This is a genomic window from Ciceribacter azotifigens (assembly GCF_048159625.1).
Lineage (GTDB): Bacteria > Pseudomonadota > Alphaproteobacteria > Rhizobiales > Rhizobiaceae > Allorhizobium > Allorhizobium azotifigens.
In genome coordinates, this window is sequence record NZ_JBLQTA010000029.1 from 1 (window position 1) to 15,788 (window position 15,788).

Sequence of the window (15,788 nt, forward strand, 5' to 3'; positions counted from 1 at the left end):
TTTGAAATTGGAATCTGCCCCGGCTACACCCAAAGATCGCATAAGGTAGATTATGGAACTAAACGATATGCCGGATAGACGCTAAAGGCCTGAAATCACGTCGGTGTCGAGACCTTCATCAGCACCAGCCCCGCGATGATGAGCCCCGCCGCGGCTATGCGCATCGTATTGGCGGGCTCGCCCAGAACCACGATGCCGACCAGAAATGCGCCGAGCGCTCCGATGCCGGTCCATATCGTGTAGGCGGTTCCGAGCGGCAGGCTCCGCATCGAGATCGACAGCAGGATGACGCTGGCAATCATCGCCACCGCCGTCATGGCCGATGGAACGAAACGCGTGAATCCCGCCGACTGCTTCATGAAGAAGGCCCAGACGACTTCGAGGATGCCAGCGACGACAAGTATGATCCAGGCCATTCGAATCTCCGCTGACGGATCAAGCACACACGCCGATTCCGCGTTTCGTAAAATGTCGAATATTCAACGCTATGCGTGAAAAACCTCACGCGACATGGAAGCAAGTCGTCACACCGCGTCCGCGGCGATCTCCACCTCGAAAACCATCTGGTCATAGGCCGGCTCGACATGCGGCGGCGTTTCGCCCATCACCGTCTCGTAGTCGAGCGGAACGTGCATATGCGTAAGAATCGAACGCTTCGGCGCCAGCCGCTCGATCCAGCCGAGCGCCTGTTCGAGCGAGAGATGGCTCGGATGGTGACGGTATTGCAGCGCGTCGATCACCAGCACGTCGAGCCCTTCGAGTTTGGCGACCGTCTCCTCGGGAAAGTCGCTGACATCGCAGCAATAGGCAATGTCGCCGATCCTGAGACCCAGCGAAGGAATGTCGCCGTGGCGCTGCCTGAGCGTTCCGAAACGGATTGTGCCACCCTTGCCGGTAATCTCGACCGGCTTTTCGAGATCCTCGATCAGCCGCGGTTCGACGATCGGCGGATAATTGCTGCCGACCGGCGTTTCGAGACAATAGCCAAAACCCTGGCGGATGCGCGCCATCGTCTCCGGATCGGCATAAATCGGAATGCGCTGGCTGCGGTTGATGAAGTAGCCGCGCAGGTCGTCGATGCCGTGCAGATGGTCGGCATGTCCGTGGGTGTAGATCACGCCGTCGATATGCTGCACGCCGGCGGCGATCATCTGCGCGCGGAAATCCGGCCCGGTGTCGACGACCGCTGTCGTCATCCCGCCGTCCGGCGCGATCTGCTGCACCATGAAGGCCGCACGGGTCCGCCGGTTGCGCGGGTTTGCCGGGTCGCAGGCTCCCCAGTCGCCGTTGATCCGCGGAACGCCCGGTGAGGACGCGCAGCCCAGGATGGTGAAACGCCGGCGGAACGTCATCTTGTCAGAGCTCCGGCATCTTCGAGAAGACGCGCAGCGCGTTCTCGGTGGTGATGCGGGCGATCTCCTCGAAGCTCACGCCCTTCGTCTCTGCGAGTACCTCCGCCGTGTTGACCACGTAGGACGGCTCGTTGCGCTTGCCCCGCCAGGGTTTCGGCGCGAGATACGGCGCGTCGGTCTCGACGAGCAGCCGGTCGAGCGGCACGTCCTTCGCGATGTCGCGCAGTTCCGTCGACTTCGGGAAGGTCAGGATGCCGGAGAACGAGACGTAGCCGCCGAGTTCGACGCCGGTGCGCGCCAGCGTCTCTCCGGAGGAAAAGCAATGGAGGATGAAGGGGAAGGCCCCCTTCCCCGTTTCCGCCCTCAGGATCGCCGCCATGTCTTCGTCGGCGCTGCGGCTGTGGATGACGAGCGGCAGCTGCGTGCGCCGCGCCGCCTCGATATGGCGCAGGAAGCCGGTCTTCTGGTCTTCCGGCGTCTGCGTGTCGTAGAAATAGTCGAGCCCGCATTCGCCGATCGCAACCACCTTCGGATGCTCGGCGAGCCGCACGAGGTCGTCGGCCGTCACGTCGAGTTCCTCGTTCGCGTTGTTCGGATGGGTGCCGACCGAACAGAAGACCGAAGGATGGCGCTCGGTGATCGCAAGCAGCGTGTCGAGTTTGCGCACCCTCGTCGAGATCGTCACCATCCGGCCGACGCCTGCGGCATGGGCGCGCGCGACGAGCGCGTCGCGCTCTTCGTCGAAATCTGGGAAATCGAGATGGCAGTGGGTGTCGATCAGCATTTCGTCAGGCCTTCGCTGTCTCTTCCGGTGCGACATAACGCGGGAAGACCGGCTTCGGAGCCTCGAGCGACGTACCGGCGACAAGCCGGCCGGCCTGACCGAGGTGGGCGAAGTCACGGGCATCCTGCGGAACGGCGACGAGATCGAGCAGCTTTGCCGCCGAGTCCGGCACGATCGGCTGCAGGAGGATCGCGATCTGCCGGACGACTTCCGCCGTCACGTAGAGCACCGTCGCCATGCGCGCGGGATCGGTCTTCTTCAGCGCCCAGGGCTCCTGACCGGCGAAATAGCGGTCGGCCTCGGAGACCACCGCAATGATCGCCGTGACCGCTTTGTGGATCGCCTGGCGGTCCATCTCCTCGCGGCAGATGTCGATCAGCCCGTCGGCCGAGGCGAGCATTTCCTTGTCCGCCTCGGTGAGCGCGCCGCAGTCCGGGATCTTGCCGTCGCAGTTCTTGACGATCATCGAAAGCGACCGGCTCGCGAGGTTGCCGATGCCGTTTGCGAGATCCGCGTTGATGCGGGTCGCGATCGCTTCTTCCGAATAGCTGCCGTCATGGCCGAAGGAGACTTCGCGCAGGAAGAAGTATCGCACCTGGTCGAGGCCGAAATGGTTCACCAGGTTCACCGGGTCGACGACGTTGCCGAGCGACTTCGACATCTTCTCGCCCTTGTTGAGCAGGAAGCCGTGGGCATAGACCCGCTTCGGCAGCGGCAGCTTGGCCGACATCAGGAAGGCCGGCCAGTAGACGGCGTGGAAACGGATGATGTCCTTGCCGATGACGTGGATGTCCGCCGGCCAGTATTTCGCCCGCGGCCCGTTCTGGTCTTCCACATAGCCGGTTGCGGTGATGTAGTTGGTGAGCGCATCGACCCAGACATACATCACGTGCTTCGGATCGTCCGGCACCTTGATGCCCCAGTCGAAAGTCGTCCGCGAGATCGAGAGGTCCTTCAGGCCGGATTTCACGAAGGAAATCACCTCGTTGCGGCGTTCCGCCGGGCCGATGAAGTCCGGATTTTCCTCGTAGTGCTTGAGCAGCGGCTCGGCATAGGCGGAGAGACGGAAGAAATAGCTCTCCTCCTCGACCCATTCGACCGGCGTGCCCTGCGGCCCGTAACGCACGCCGTCGGCGCGCACTTCGGTCTCTTCTTCCTGGTAATAGGCCTCGTCGCGCACTGAGTACCAGCCGGCATAGCTGTCCTTGTAGATGTCGCCGTTCGCGGCCATGCGCCGCCAGACTTCCTGCACCGTCTCGTGATGGCGCTTCTCGGTCGTGCGGATGAAGTCGTCGTTCGAGGCGTTGAGCAGCTTGCCCATGGCGCGGAATTCGTTCGAGTTGCGCTCGGCGAGCGCTTCGGGCGTGATGCCTTCGGCCCGCGCCGTCTGCTGCATCTTCTGCCCGTGTTCGTCGGTGCCGGTCAGAAAGAACACGTCCCGCCCGTCGAGCCGCTGGAACCGCGCCATCGCATCGGTGGCGATCAGTTCGTAGGCATGGCCGATATGCGGCTTGCCGTTCGGATAGGAAATGGCGGTCGTAATATAGAATGTGTCTTTCATGATCGGCCCTGTTGCGGACTGCGTTCTTTTTGCCGTCCTGCTCTAGCGCATGTCATCGCCGGGCGAAACAACAAGTTTCGCCCTTGCGAAATGTTGAACGGCCCACCCTACCGGCTGATCTCGTCGAGGATGTCGAGGATCGTCTGCTTGCGGTCGAGATTGTAGGCGGCGCTGACGGCGAGCCGCTCGGTCACGGATGAGGAAAGCCGCGCGAACCGGTCGGCCTCGCCGCTCGCGCCGGAAAGGGCGGCCGCCCTCGCCCGTTCGTGAAGATAGTCGCCGACATGCTCGACGAAGAAGCCGAAGGCGACGTCGCTGTCCTTGGCGCTCAGCGCGTCGGCGATCCGGTGCATGATCCTGCGCGCCGCCGGTCCCTGCGCCGCCAGCAGTTCGTCGAAGGCGGCGATGATGTCGAGCCCGCCGTAATTGATGACCTTCAGCGCTCGGGCAACGCTGCCCTTGGCGAGGGCGAGCACTGTCTCCCGCTGCCCGCCGGCAAGCGTAATCCCGAGCTGACCGAGCGCCCGCTCCATGTTCGACGCGTCGAGCGGTTCGAGCTTCAGCGGCAGGCAGCGCGAGCGGATGGTCGGCAGGAGCTTGCCCGGCGCGTGGCTGAGCACCAGGAACATCGCCCGCTTCGGCGGCTCCTCGAGGATCTTCAGGATGGCGTTCGCGGCATTGCGGTTGAGGTCGTCGGCCGGATCGATGATGACGATCCGCCAGTTCCCCGTGCCCGAGGTCTGCGAGAAGAAGCGGCCCGCCTTGCGCACCTCGTCGATAGTGATGGCGCCGCGCAGTTTGCCGGTCTTCTCGTCGACGGGCCGCGTGAGATGGAGGAGGTTGTGGCTGGCGCCCGAGGAGAGCTGGCGCACGAGCAGGGAACCGGGATCGGGATCGGCAAGCACCGCCGGCGCCTGCGAAGGCTCGGGATGCGCGAGCACATGGGCGGCGAAGCGGAAGGCAAGCGTCGCCTTGCCGATCCCTTCCGGTCCCTCGATGAGGATCGCATGGTGCCCCTTGCCGGAGCGATAGCTCTCGGCGAGGAAGCGCTCCGCCGCCTCGTGGCCGAAAAGCCTCGCAGTAGCGAGCGGCGGCACCGCACCGTCGAGCAATCCCTGGCGTTCGTCGCTCATTCGGCCGTCACCGGTCTTTCCGTCCTGCGCAGGTCGAGCGCCAGCGGCTCGACGAGTGCAAGTATCTCGGCGGCGATCGCCTCAACCGGCCGGCCGGCATCCACCACCCGGCACCGTTTCGGATCGGCAGCGGCTATGTCGAGAAAGCCCTGGCGCCGCTTCTCGTGCGTCTCGAGCTCTTCCTTTTCGAAGCGGTCCGGCGCTTCGTTCACGCCCGGCTCGGTCCTGCCGCGTGCGCGTTCTAGCCCGCGCTCGGCCGGCAGGTCGAGGATGAGCGTCAGGTCCGGCACGACGCCGTTGACCGCAACCCGCTCAAGCGTATCGATGAATTCCGATTCGAGATTGCCGGTGACGCCCTGGTAGACGCGCGAGGAATCCATGAAGCGGTCGCAGAGCACGACCGCACCGCGCTGAAGCGCCGGCCGGATCACCGTCTCCACGTGGTCGTTGCGCGCGGCGGCGAAGAGCAACGCCTCCATGCGCACGCCGAAATCCTCCGCCGCACCCGAGAGCAACACGTGGCGCAAGGCCTCCGCACCCGGCGAACCGCCCGGCTCGCGGGTGACAATGACTTCGAGGCCGCGGGCCTTCAGAGCCTCGGCGAGCCGGCGAATCTGCGTCGACTTGCCGGCCCCCTCGCCGCCCTCGAAAGTTACGAACAATCCCCGTCCCGTCGCCAATCTCTGCTTCCCGTCATCCCGGCGCATGTGCCGGCCGGTTCCGTTTCTACCCCATATGCCCGTACCGCGAAACCTCGGCAAGCCATCTCAGAGCCAGAAGAACAGGAGTTCGATCAGCGCATCCGTCGCCTTCTGCCGGAGCGTGCCCGGCCCGACCGCCGCCGCTGTCTTCAGCGGCACTTCGCGCAGCAGCCGGTCGCCGGCGGTGATTCGGAGCGTCCCCACGTCCTGCCCCCGCGAGACGGGTGCGTCGAGCGGCCAGCGGTAGACGATCCGGGCGGCAAGCCGTTCGGGGTTCGTCACCGGGACGTAGATCTCGACCGGTGTGGCCGCGACGAGATCGACCTTGCCGCGATCGCCGCCGTAGACGCTCGCCTGCCCGATCGTTTCGCCCGCCTGGAAGAGCGTCCGCATCTCGAAATTCTCGAAACCCCATTTGAGGAGCCTCACCGCCTCCTCGCGCCGGTCCTTGTCGGTCGCGAGCCCGCCCATCGCCAGGAAGAGCCGCCGGCCGTTCTGCTCCGCCGAGGTCAGGATCGAGAACCCCTCCCCCTCGGCAAAGCCGGTGGCGAGCCCGTCGGCGCCGATGCCGGCCGCCAGCATCGGATTGCGGTTGCGCTGGTAGATCTTGTTCCACTCGAAATCCGGCAGCGACAGCAGCCGGTAGAAATCCGGATAAGCCGTCTGAAGGTGCCGCGCGAGCGTCACCATGTCCCTGACCGTCGTGCGGTTGGCGGGGTCGGGAAGCCCGGTCGGGTTGGCGAAATGCGTATCGGTGAGGCCGAGCGCCGCCGCCCGCGTGTTCATCCGCTCGGCGAACTTTTGCTCGCTGCCGGCCATTCCTTCGGCAAGCACGATGCAGCCGTCGTTCGCCATCTGCACGGCGACGCCTTTCAACAGATCCTCGACCCGCACCAGCGAATTGAGCGCGGCAAACATCGTCGAGGTGCGGGATGGCGCACCCCCGGTCCGCCAGGCGTGCTCGGAAACCTTGTAGACCGTGTCGAGGCTGACCTCGCCCCGCCTCAGCGCATCGAAGACCACTTCGAGCGTCATCATCTTGGCGAGTGAGGCCGGCGCCAGCGCCTTCGTCTCGTTCTTCGAAAGCAGGATGGTGCCGGTCGACGCCTCGATCAGATAGACTTGCGCCGCCTTGGTCTCGAAGGCGGGAGCGGCCTTCTGCTGCGCGGCGGCTGGCAGGGTAACGAAGACGAGGAAAAGGGCGGCGAACATGGCCGCCAAACGATGGACGTAAGGTGCATCGGCAAAACGTCGTGCCGGACGGTACCCGATCGGTGTTGCGAGGCTGTTTCCCGTCATCGTCTGCCTGCGGCCCGCTTTCCTCTTTCCGGGCGGACCGCCAGTCGCAGCCCCGAACGTCACCGCGCCGGTCTGGCGCCGCCGGACGAGACCTGCCCTGCCGCCGCGCGCCGGGCCGAGGCCAGAATCGCGCCCTCGGTCAGGCCATCATTGCGCACCATAACCGCGTCGAAGGCAAGCCGCATGGTGACGGTCGGCTCCTCCGCATAGGCGGAGGCATAACTCGCTCCGGCGCCGGGTTCCGGTCGCTCGTAGGGTATGGGGCCGAGTTCCGGCAACAGCACGAAGCCGGTAAAGGAATCGAGCGAGGCGGGCATGATCTGCTGGCCGAAGCCTTCCGAGGGCGTCGGCCCCGCAAGACTGGTCTGGATGGCCGGTGCCGGGGTCTCGGCGATCGCCATCGGAGAGGGAGCGGGCAACGGAATGGCCGTCGGATCGGCGGAGGCGACCATCACGCCGCTTGCGATCTGGCCGCCCGGATCGACCTGCGGGAAGCGGTCGCCCTTCTTGATGTACGACGCCATAAGATAGGGCATGTCATGCCCGTCCATGCGGGCCGGGCCGACATACTGCACGCGCACCTTTCCGGTTCCGCTGTGGGTCATGTCGAGGAGATCGGCCGTCTTGTTCGAAAGGTCGATGATACGGTCGGAGTGGAACGGTCCGCGGTCGTTGACACGCACGATGACCGAATTGCCGTTCTCGACGTTCGTCACCCGCGCATAGCTCGGCAAAGGCAGGGTCGGATGCGCGGCGGAGAGGTAGAATTGGTCGTAGACCTCGCCGTTGGCGGTCTTGCGTCCGTGGAAGGCCGAGCCGTACCAGGAGGCGATGCCCACCTTGTCATATCGGGGATTTTCCTTGGGCACGTAGACCTTGCCCTTGACGACGTAAGGGTCGCCGACGAGATAGCGCCCGCCGCCCTTCGGGATGTTCTTGCCGGTGGCGACGCGCGGGCTCGCCTTCACGCCGTACTCGGATTCGGAAAAATATTCCTTGCTGTGGCGGGTCTTCTTCTTGCCCTCCGTGCTCGCGCACGACGCCACACTCACGCAAAGGACCGACAAGGCGATCCACCTTGCACCGCTCCTCACAGCTCCACCGCGATCGAAACTCATACGCCCAACTTGTTCGTTCACGCTGCGGTAAACAGCTTTGCCACGCGACCAGGAAACACTACCCCTCTTCCCGGTCCCTTCGGCTATATCAGGAAGATAAACTTGTCGACAACATGGCAGAGGGGGCGCAAAGTGTCGCAACTTTGCTCTATGATGCAAGGCCAATGGTTAATTATTGGTAAATTATACAGTCGCAGGCGCCGCTTTCGCTTTGCTCATCCCTTTACGGAAGACATTTGACGTTACGCAATATTCAGCCTGGGAGGGCCGCCTCCGAGTTATCCCTTTGATGTCGACATACAATGAACAGATAAAGGTGTTGTGATCCGGCAGAGACGTCGGCTTTTTCAACCCGCACACGCAGACGGGACTCGACAAAGCAATTCAGGTTGAAGCGAACGGCCTCAAGAAAATCGCCCATCGTACCCGCGGGTTCGAGGAACAAGGACCTGTTTTGGCGGCGCAAGCTAAGGACGCGGTGTATACTTGGGAACGGGCAAGGCGTCCGGTACTGCGCCATCCGGCTTCGACTGAATGGTCGTAAGGACCTGCATGATCTGTGACGAAAGTTCTTCGATCTGTTTGGTCTGAGCGGCATTCTCATTAATGACCTGCTCAATGCCCAGCTTTCGGTCCACGGTAGCAATGCCTACTGAAAGACCACCGTTAAAGCGGTCGCTGCCGAAAGCTAGAAACGCAGCAATCACACCGGCGACTGCCAAGACGCTTGATGCGGCCGCGATCCACATCTGAGCGGTCGTCGGTAGATGGCTTAACTTTGCATCAAGACGCGCCAAAGTCGCATCGATGCGTGCCTCGGTCGCAGCAAGCTTTGCGTCGTGTTCTTCCCGGCCAATAGTGCTCATGTCACTATATGTGCCACCGCCATCGCCGTCTTTCAACGGCTCAAGTGACCCGGCAATCGATTTCGCTGCTTCGCTAGCTTCTTCCATCAGCGACTCGGCCGAGGGAAACAATATGATCTTAGAGCCTTCAGCCATCAGCGTTCTTACCGTCGGGTTGCACTGAACGAGTCAGGTCAGCGTAAAGCTGTTTGGCTAATTCGAGACTCCGTGTGTTTGTATCAATCGCGGCGTTCACTGACGCCTGGCTTGCGGCCATATCCCCAGCGTGCATCCGACTAATGGCTTCAGCCAACCTGAACGTCACAGTTTGATTGAGTAGAATAGTGGATAACAGCAACTCCACGTCGCGCGCTGAAAGCACAATCGGTTTCTCACTTTCAACAGCGAGTTTCCACTGCAATTTCGCGCTAGCTTCATCTAACTTGCTTTTCTCGTCGTTCACGTCCTGGGCCCTATATTGTATTGAGCCAACGCTGACATGAAGAATTTAAGAGTCAAGACGCCCGTCGACAATCGCTGCTACGCTGTTCGCCACCTGCGACATCATCCGCAACCATAAGATATCAGGGTTCCGACGTTTCGACTTCATCGCCTGTGTCGCCCCCATGCCCGACAGTGTCGCAAGGGTATTAGTCCAACGATGGCGAGCGCCCGATCACGGAACCGTAGCGGATCGGCCAGAAAGACGCTTACATTTGCTCCCACGGTTTTCTCAGCGATGCCTGAAACGATGGTACAATGCGATTGACTCCGTCTTTTCGAGTGGTAAGACCTCTGCGCGAGACTGAATAGGTACAGTTCCGGGCAGCGGTCGCCGATCTGGCGAATCGATATGCGGAGAAACAGTTTCAGTTTCAAATGCGCGGATGGGTGGCCGAGCGGTTTAAGGCACCGGTCTTGAAAACCGGCGTAGGTGAGAGCCTACCGTGGGTTCGAATCCCACCCCATCCGCCATTTTTGCTGACTTTCGCTGCAATACCGAGCATTTCGCGCTTGCGCGCGAGGGTTCTTGATGCGGTGAACTGCTCCCGCCTACGGCTCCAATAGAGCGCGACGTTGACGCAGGATTTCCTCGCTCACTGCCTCGGCAACGCTGACCACGCGGCGCGAGGCGGCGAGATCGGCATGGGTGACGAGCAGGATCGGCCTTTGCATAGGATCGCCGCTGTCCAAGCGGTCCTCGAGGAGGCGCAGTCCCGCGTCCCGCGCCAGGAAATGCGGCAGTACCGAGACGCCGATGCCGCGCCGTACCGCCTCGATCTGTCCCGGCAATGTGTTTACCGCCACCCTCGGCGCTTGCGGCTGCGCGAAGGCCTCGGTCCATGTCAGAAGCGCGCCGACGCTTGCGGCCTCCGGCCAGGCGACCATGCGGTTCGGTCGACTTCCATCCGGCGGGCCGTAAAGGCCAAATCCCATGGTCGCCAGTTGGCGCACGCGCAGATGCCCGCGCTCAGGGCGCACCATCCGCAACGCCAGGTCGGCGTCGTGACGGTGCATGTTCACCATCGAACTCGAAAACAGGATTTCGACGTCGAGGCCGGGATTGGCGCTCAAGAGCGGTGCCAGGGCCGGAACGATGAACGGCACGACCAGGCTCTCTATGCTCGTCAGCCTCACCATGCCGCGGATCTCGGTATGACCGGAGGCCTCTTTCCGCATTTCCAGCATGGCAAGTTCGACCGCTTCGGCGCGCGGCAGCAGCATCTCGCCCTGGTCGGTCAGCGCATAACCGTTCTGAGTCCTTAAAAAGAGCGGCAGGTCGAGCCCGTGCTCCATCCGCTCAATCCTGCGCGACACCGTGGCCACGCCGATCGCGAGCTGCCGCGCCGCGCCCGACAGCGTTCCCTCGCGTGCCAGTGCCAGGAAGATGCGGCAGTCGTCCCAGTCCAGATCGCGCACGTACCTTTCCATTCTTGAAAAACGGATTACCTACATTCTCCATATCCTACACAAATCCGACAAGGCAACCTGCGCTGGACTCCATTTCCAGAGAGGTTGCCATGTCCGTTTCAAACCTGACCCATGCCCCCGCTTCCCAGGGCGAAAGAGGCGCGTTCATTCTCAGCGCTATGGCCGCTGTGTTCTGGGGAAGCAATTTCGAGGCGACACGGATCGCCTTGCTCGACCTGCCGCCATGGACCGCTGCGGCGGGCCGTGTCGTCGTGGCTGTGGCGGGGACCCTGCTGTGGCTCGCCGCCACCAAAGGCATTTCCTGGTCGGTGCTGCGGCGCAATATCGTTGCGTTCGCGGTGCTTGGTACCATTGGCGTCGCGGGCTTCACCGCCACCTTGTTCCTCGGCATGAAGACGTCGAGCCCCGTGACGGCGGCGATCATCATGGGCACAAGCCCGCTGATGACAAATCTGCTCGACTCGATCTTGCTCAAGCGCTTGCCCTCGCCGCTCGGAGTGCTCGGCATGGTCATCAGCCTTTTGGGCGTCGCGCTGACGGTCGGGGCATTCTCCGGCACGCATTTCGCTTCAGGCGACATACTGATCCTGATTGGAAGCCTCCTTTGGGCGCTCTATACGATCGGTTGCCGCCGGTGGGTCGCCGGAGCGACGCCGATTGAGACATCGGCCTGGACGATGCTCGCCGGCGCGCTGGTGCTCGGCCTTGTCGCCTTCTGGCTGGAAACGCCGCTGACCGCTCTCGTCCACGCTCCGGCGGTTGCCTGGGCCTCCACCTTGTGGATGGCGCTGGTCGGTTCGGCTCTTGCCCTGATCTTCTGGCAAGTGGGAATTGCCCGGCGCGGCCCGGGCGCAACGTCGGTTCTGTTCAATCTGGTGCCCGTTTCGGCGCTCGTCGTCGCGGCGATCTTCGGCCGGACGCCTGACACGATGCAGGTCGCCGGCATTGCGGTCGCCCTCTTCGGCATCATGCTGGCCAGCGGCAAACCGCGCGACCGGCATTCTCGTCGGGCGGTAGCTCGCTAGGTCCCTCGCACGCGCCCTCCCCGGAAAGTGCGCCCAACAAGCACACCTCCATGGGCATGAAAAGCGGAGGGAGGTCCGGAGGACCGAACCGGACGCCCCCTCCGAGGGGCTACCGCTTATGCTCGGCGGCGAGCTCGCGGGCGCCCAAGGCGGACGAAAGCGGAATGAGCTGCCAGACGGCGGACAGTCCGACCAGCACGTAGACCGCTCCGGCAAGCAACGATCCCGCGCCGAAGATCGTGGCGACCAGATCGAAGCCGAAGAGGCCCACCAGCCCCCAGTTGAGCCCGCCGACGATCACGAGGGCGAGTGTAAGTACGTTCATGAAGCCCATGTCTGTTCTCCTTGTTTACTGTCGGATCAGCCCTCGGGCGGCATGATCACCGTGTCGATCACGTGGATGACGCCGTTCGAGGCGGCGATGTCCGTCTTGACGACGCTGGCGTCGTTCACCTTGACCGACTGGCCGTCGACGGTGATGTCGATCGCTTTGCCGTTCACCGTCTTCGCCTCGTCGAGCCCCGCGACATCCGCGGCCATCACCTTGCCGGGCACGACGTGATAGGTCAGGATTTCGGTAAGCTTCTGCTTGTTCTCGGGCTTCAGCAGGCCCTCCACGGTGCCGGCCGGCAGTTTGGCGAAAGCCTCGTCGGTGGGCGCAAAGACCGTAAACGGACCGGCACCCTTCAGGGTCGTCACCAGCCCGGCTGCGTCGAGTGCAGCGGCGAGCGTCTTGAACTGGCCTGCTTCGACCGCCGTGTCGACGATGTCCTTTTCCGCGGCTGAGGCGCCCTGGATGCCCGCAAGGCCGATCGCTGCGGCAAGAATGGCTGTCTTCAGTTTCATGGCATTTTCCTCTCGATGACATGCCCGCTTGGCAGGGCACGATTATCATCTGGTGAGAAATCTTTTTCTTACCAATAACATGTTCGTGATAATCAAGCAGATTTTCATGAGTCGAAAATCGCGCTAAAGGAGCGTTCACGAGACGAAAACAAGGTTTGCAGACATGCTGTCGGAGACGCTCACCAACGAACTTCAGCGCTATGCGATCGGCCCCCGCATCAGGACGCTGAGACTGAAAAAGAAGCTCGGCCTGGTGCAGCTCGGCGCCCATACCGGACTTTCGCCGGCCATGCTGTCGAAGATCGAGCGCGGCCAGCTCTTCCCGACCCTGCCCACGCTGGTCCGCATCGCAATGGTCTTCGGCGTCGGTCTCGATCACTTCTTCGCGGCGGAAAAGGACAGGCCGCTCGTCGCGGTCGTGCGCAAGGCAGAGCGGATCAGGCTGCCGGTACTGGCAGGCGACGGGCCGCCCGCCTGGCTGTTCGAAAGCCTGGACTATCCGGTCGCGGACCGCCGCATGGAGGCCTACTATGCCGAATTCCCCGCGGACGCGCCGCCGTCGGAGCCGCACCGGCACGGCAGCGCGGAGTTCATCTACGTGCTGAGCGGCCGCCTCCTGGTCGAGGTCGACGGGGAGGAGAACCTGCTCCATGCCGGCGACGCGATGTATTTCGATTCCAGCGTGCCTCACAGCTACCGACGCGATGGCGCTGTCGCCTGCAAGGCCCTGGTGGTGACGGCCCCTTAGACCGGAGCACATTCAGGGTAGATGCCTCAGGCGCCTGCCCTCGGTCTCGCCGGCCGTCCCTCACAATAAGGTCTTGCGCCCGTTCAGCACATAGGCAACTGCCTCCAGGATGATGCCGTTGGTGTTGACGTCGCTGTAGTTCGCTGTCGGCTGGCCGGTCGCTGCATAGATGCCGGAGGCGAAGCCGAGGCCGGGAACGCGCGCCCTGTCGCGCACGTGGCCGACGAGGCGGGCGGAATAGGCATTCGGGCGTACCGCGTTCCAGAGATAGGCGCCCTTGCAGTTCACCACCTCGAGCGCGTGGCGCATCGCCGGTGTCTCGTAGCGCGCCTGGTCGACCATGGCCTCGAGCGTCCACGGGTCCTCCTCGGCCTCCACGTCAAAGCCCTGATAGACGAACCACGGGGCCCGGTCGATCGAGCTTTCCGAGACGCAGACGAACCGGCCCGTCCTGTGATATTCGTCGGCCTGCGCGGTGAAGAGCACGTCCGAGATCACCTGCGCGGCCTCCGATGCACCGAGCTCCATCGCCTCCAGAGTGTGCGGCTCGGCGCCGACCGCGCCGATGTCGGCGACCCTGCCGAGAATGCGCATCCGCCGGTCGGTCGCTGCATCCTCCGGTTCCGGCGCGTAGGGCGTGTCGACCTCCATGCCCCAGAGCGCGAAGCCGCGGGCGGCATAATGGGCGTAGTTGGAGCGGAAATAGGTCCTCCACACGCCGTCCTCGATGTCGCGCAGCCGCCGCGCGGAGATCGTCGCCGCGAGGTCCCAGCGCGCCACGACCTGGGCGACCTCCTTTTCCAGCCCGCGGCTCGCGAGCAGCTTCAGGGCGACCAGCAGCCGTCCGGTATCGGAGGCGTTGTAGCTGTTTTCCACGGACCCGCCGCGCCGGGTGGAAACGTTGGCCTGCGGCAGCCGGACCTTGCCGATGCGCGTGGCGGGCAGGCTCTTCAGGATCTTGCCCGCCGCTTCGGCGAACGCGGCGTCGGTCGTAAGCCCGATCGAATGGGCGCCTGCAAGCCCGAATATCTGGCTGGCGATGTCCCACATGGTGACGGAGGAATAAGGAACGACGCTGCTGCCCGAAACCTCGGCGCTTGCCGGGGCAAGGCCGGTGTCCTTGTCCGAAAGCCGGGTGAAATATCGCCAGGCGAGCTCGGCATCCGCCTCGAGCCGGGCCTTCTCGGCGGCATCGATTGTCTCCGCACCCCCCGCGCCTTCGGCAAAGCGCATCCGGTCGGATCGCCTGAGCCGCTCGAAGATCGGGTCGCGGCCGACGAGCGCCTCGCCGTATGCGCCGAGCCCCGTCACGTGATTGCCCGTGCGGCTGGAGAGCCCTGTAAGGATCCCGGCGATCACCTCGCCCGCTCCGTCGGTGGCGAGTGCCCCTTCCCCGATGACCACCAGCGCATCGCGATCCGGCCCGAGCCGGGCATTCAGCGTGTCCACGAGCTCCGACCCGTCGCCGATCCGCCCGCTGTCGATGCGGAGCGTAACCGGCACGTCGAGGAGACCGTACTCGTCGAGCCCCGCCACCTTCGCCTCCCGTCTGGCAAGCGCGGCGTGTACCGCGATGCCGGCCGAGGTCAGCAGCGCCGCATCCGGTGCTTCTGCTTCCGTCACCGCGCAGGTCACCGGTGCGGCCTCGCTCATCGGTCGGTCGAGATCGAAAGCGGCACCCGCCGCCGCCCGCAGCGCCTGCCAAGCGGGCTTCCAAGGGTCAGTGCCGAGCATCGGGCAGTCCGCCCCGCCGGCCGTCGCCGTCCCGTCCGAACGGGAAAAGGCGATCCCCGCCGCCGTCAGCGCCTTGAGGAAGGCCGCCTCCGCGTCGGCGGGCGCAGTACCGGAACCGATGTCGAGATGAAGCGCGATCTCGCGCGAAAAGGCTTCGGAGCGCACGTAGAATTCCGAGGGCAGGATCGTCGCGATCTTTCCCTCGTCCTCGGCCTGCGCCACGAAGCCGGCGAGCGTGGCAGCCTGTCCCGCGAGACGCTCGCTGTCGAGAGACGCGAGGTCCGCCAGGGAGACATAGAGCACCAGCGGCTCGCCAGCCATCCGCTGCGTGATCCGTGCCCGACGCTGGTCGAGCGCCGAAAGCGAGGCGAGACGCATGCCTCCGGCCACGTGCATGATGCCGTTCTCCGTCTCGGAATAGGTGATCGGCGCGTCCTCCTTCGGCATGAGGAGAACCGTACGGAACCCGCCGGCCCTGACGCCGGATAGCGTCGGCACCTCGGTGCCGGCCTGCCGGCAGAGCATGGTACGGCAGGCGGGATAGCGCGGCGCTCCGCCCCCGGCCTCCGCATCCGCCTGTGTGGCGAGGCCGGTCAGCCGCGCCTGGGCATCGCCGGCACGCCGCATCTGGAAATAGACCCGCTCCGTTTCCATGCCGGGCAGGAAGGCGATCGGCTCGAACATCCCGTCATAGGCAGCCCGCAGCGCCA

Annotated in this window: 16 protein-coding genes and 1 tRNA gene; 3 read left to right on the top strand and 14 right to left on the bottom strand. The window is 64.0% G+C overall.

The features are described from left to right. Positions 1-95: 95 nt before the first annotated feature. The 10 genes from ACM6UT_RS22475 to ACM6UT_RS22520 all read right to left on the bottom strand — a co-directional run bounded on the left by ACM6UT_RS22475 (position 96) and on the right by ACM6UT_RS22520 (position 9,256). The gene (locus tag ACM6UT_RS22475) at positions 96-416 is read right to left on the bottom strand and encodes a DMT family transporter (protein WP_416799526.1); all 321 of its coding nucleotides are present in this window, start codon (positions 414-416) and stop codon (positions 96-98) included. A 108-nt stretch (positions 417-524) separates the two neighbouring features. Continuing rightward, positions 525-1,352 (bottom strand): MBL fold metallo-hydrolase, encoded by an 828-nt coding sequence (locus ACM6UT_RS22480; protein ID WP_416799527.1) that lies wholly within the window; start codon positions 1,350-1,352, stop codon positions 525-527. A 4-nt stretch (positions 1,353-1,356) separates the two neighbouring features. Next, entirely contained in the window at positions 1,357-2,136 is a 780-nt protein-coding gene (locus ACM6UT_RS22485) for a TatD family hydrolase (RefSeq protein WP_416799528.1), read from the bottom strand. A 4-nt stretch (positions 2,137-2,140) separates the two neighbouring features. After that, the gene (gene metG / locus ACM6UT_RS22490) at positions 2,141-3,697 is read right to left on the bottom strand and encodes a methionine--tRNA ligase (protein WP_416799529.1); all 1,557 of its coding nucleotides are present in this window, start codon (positions 3,695-3,697) and stop codon (positions 2,141-2,143) included. A gap of 107 nt (positions 3,698-3,804) precedes the next feature. Continuing rightward, entirely contained in the window at positions 3,805-4,830 is a 1,026-nt protein-coding gene (locus ACM6UT_RS22495) for a DNA polymerase III subunit delta' (protein ID WP_416799530.1), read from the bottom strand. After that, positions 4,827-5,537 carry a dTMP kinase gene (gene tmk / locus ACM6UT_RS22500; RefSeq protein WP_416799531.1) on the bottom strand — a complete coding sequence of 237 codons (711 nt, stop codon included), beginning with the start codon at positions 5,535-5,537 and terminating at the stop codon, positions 4,827-4,829. The genes ACM6UT_RS22495 and tmk overlap by 4 nt, the downstream gene beginning before the upstream one ends. Positions 5,538-5,597: 60 nt before the next feature. Beyond that, on the bottom strand, positions 5,598-6,743 hold the full coding sequence (locus ACM6UT_RS22505; RefSeq protein WP_416799541.1) for a D-alanyl-D-alanine carboxypeptidase family protein: 1,146 nt from the start codon (positions 6,741-6,743) through the stop codon (positions 5,598-5,600). A gap of 146 nt (positions 6,744-6,889) precedes the next feature. Then, entirely contained in the window at positions 6,890-7,948 is a 1,059-nt protein-coding gene (locus tag ACM6UT_RS22510; RefSeq protein WP_416799532.1) for a septal ring lytic transglycosylase RlpA family protein, read from the bottom strand. 467 nt (positions 7,949-8,415) lie between these two features. Continuing rightward, complete coding sequence (locus ACM6UT_RS22515) at positions 8,416-8,949, bottom strand: hypothetical protein (protein ID WP_416799533.1); 534 nt, start codon at positions 8,947-8,949, stop codon at positions 8,416-8,418. Beyond that, entirely contained in the window at positions 8,942-9,256 is a 315-nt protein-coding gene (locus tag ACM6UT_RS22520) for a hypothetical protein (protein ID WP_416799534.1), read from the bottom strand. The genes ACM6UT_RS22515 and ACM6UT_RS22520 overlap by 8 nt, the downstream gene beginning before the upstream one ends. Positions 9,257-9,678: 422 nt before the next feature. Here ACM6UT_RS22520 and ACM6UT_RS22525 point away from each other — a divergent pair. Further along, a tRNA-Ser gene (locus ACM6UT_RS22525) sits at positions 9,679-9,768 on the top strand. A 78-nt stretch (positions 9,769-9,846) separates the two neighbouring features. Here ACM6UT_RS22525 and ACM6UT_RS22530 read toward each other — a convergent pair. Continuing rightward, complete coding sequence (locus ACM6UT_RS22530) at positions 9,847-10,713, bottom strand: LysR family transcriptional regulator (protein WP_416799535.1); 867 nt, start codon at positions 10,711-10,713, stop codon at positions 9,847-9,849. A 101-nt stretch (positions 10,714-10,814) separates the two neighbouring features. On the opposite strand from ACM6UT_RS22530, the gene ACM6UT_RS22535 reads away from it, so the two are divergent. Further along, a complete protein-coding gene (locus ACM6UT_RS22535; RefSeq protein WP_416799536.1) occupies positions 10,815-11,750 on the top strand; it encodes a DMT family transporter in 936 nt (311 codons plus the stop codon). A gap of 109 nt (positions 11,751-11,859) precedes the next feature. Here ACM6UT_RS22535 and ACM6UT_RS22540 read toward each other — a convergent pair whose 3' ends face one another. Continuing rightward, entirely contained in the window at positions 11,860-12,084 is a 225-nt protein-coding gene (locus tag ACM6UT_RS22540) for a DUF378 domain-containing protein (RefSeq protein WP_416799537.1), read from the bottom strand. A 26-nt stretch (positions 12,085-12,110) separates the two neighbouring features. Further along, positions 12,111-12,596 (bottom strand): fasciclin domain-containing protein, encoded by a 486-nt coding sequence (locus tag ACM6UT_RS22545; protein WP_416799538.1) that lies wholly within the window; start codon positions 12,594-12,596, stop codon positions 12,111-12,113. 163 nt (positions 12,597-12,759) lie between these two features. Here ACM6UT_RS22545 and ACM6UT_RS22550 point away from each other — a divergent pair, with 163 nt between their 5' ends. Beyond that, positions 12,760-13,344: a helix-turn-helix domain-containing protein gene (locus ACM6UT_RS22550; protein WP_416799539.1), complete on the top strand. Its 585-nt coding sequence runs from the start codon at positions 12,760-12,762 to the stop codon at positions 13,342-13,344. Between the two features lie 60 nt (positions 13,345-13,404). Here the strand turns inward: ACM6UT_RS22550 and ACM6UT_RS22555 are convergent. After that, the coding region (locus tag ACM6UT_RS22555) for a DUF3131 domain-containing protein (RefSeq protein WP_416799540.1) at positions 13,405-15,788 on the bottom strand (2,384 nt) is incomplete at its 5' end.

Bases quoted from the DNA above. Each gene is read 5' to 3' on its own strand.
- ACM6UT_RS22475 (WP_416799526.1), bottom strand. From the start codon at position 416: ATGGCCTGGATCATACTTGTCGTCGCTGGCATCCTCGAAGTCGTCTGG.
- ACM6UT_RS22480 (WP_416799527.1), bottom strand. From the start codon at position 1,352: ATGACGTTCCGCCGGCGTTTCACCATCCTGGGCTGCGCGTCCTCACCG.
- ACM6UT_RS22485 (WP_416799528.1), bottom strand. From the start codon at position 2,136: ATGCTGATCGACACCCACTGCCATCTCGATTTCCCAGATTTCGACGAA.
- metG (WP_416799529.1), bottom strand. From the start codon at position 3,697: ATGAAAGACACATTCTATATTACGACCGCCATTTCCTATCCGAACGGC.
- ACM6UT_RS22495 (WP_416799530.1), bottom strand. From the start codon at position 4,830: ATGAGCGACGAACGCCAGGGATTGCTCGACGGTGCGGTGCCGCCGCTC.
- tmk (WP_416799531.1), bottom strand. From the start codon at position 5,537: ATGCGCCGGGATGACGGGAAGCAGAGATTGGCGACGGGACGGGGATTG.
- ACM6UT_RS22505 (WP_416799541.1), bottom strand. From the start codon at position 6,743: ATGTTCGCCGCCCTTTTCCTCGTCTTCGTTACCCTGCCAGCCGCCGCG.
- ACM6UT_RS22510 (WP_416799532.1), bottom strand. From the start codon at position 7,948: ATGAGTTTCGATCGCGGTGGAGCTGTGAGGAGCGGTGCAAGGTGGATC.
- ACM6UT_RS22515 (WP_416799533.1), bottom strand. From the start codon at position 8,949: ATGGCTGAAGGCTCTAAGATCATATTGTTTCCCTCGGCCGAGTCGCTG.
- ACM6UT_RS22535 (WP_416799536.1), top strand. From the start codon at position 10,815: ATGTCCGTTTCAAACCTGACCCATGCCCCCGCTTCCCAGGGCGAAAGA.
- ACM6UT_RS22540 (WP_416799537.1), bottom strand. From the start codon at position 12,084: ATGGGCTTCATGAACGTACTTACACTCGCCCTCGTGATCGTCGGCGGG.
- ACM6UT_RS22545 (WP_416799538.1), bottom strand. From the start codon at position 12,596: ATGAAACTGAAGACAGCCATTCTTGCCGCAGCGATCGGCCTTGCGGGC.
- ACM6UT_RS22550 (WP_416799539.1), top strand. From the start codon at position 12,760: ATGCTGTCGGAGACGCTCACCAACGAACTTCAGCGCTATGCGATCGGC.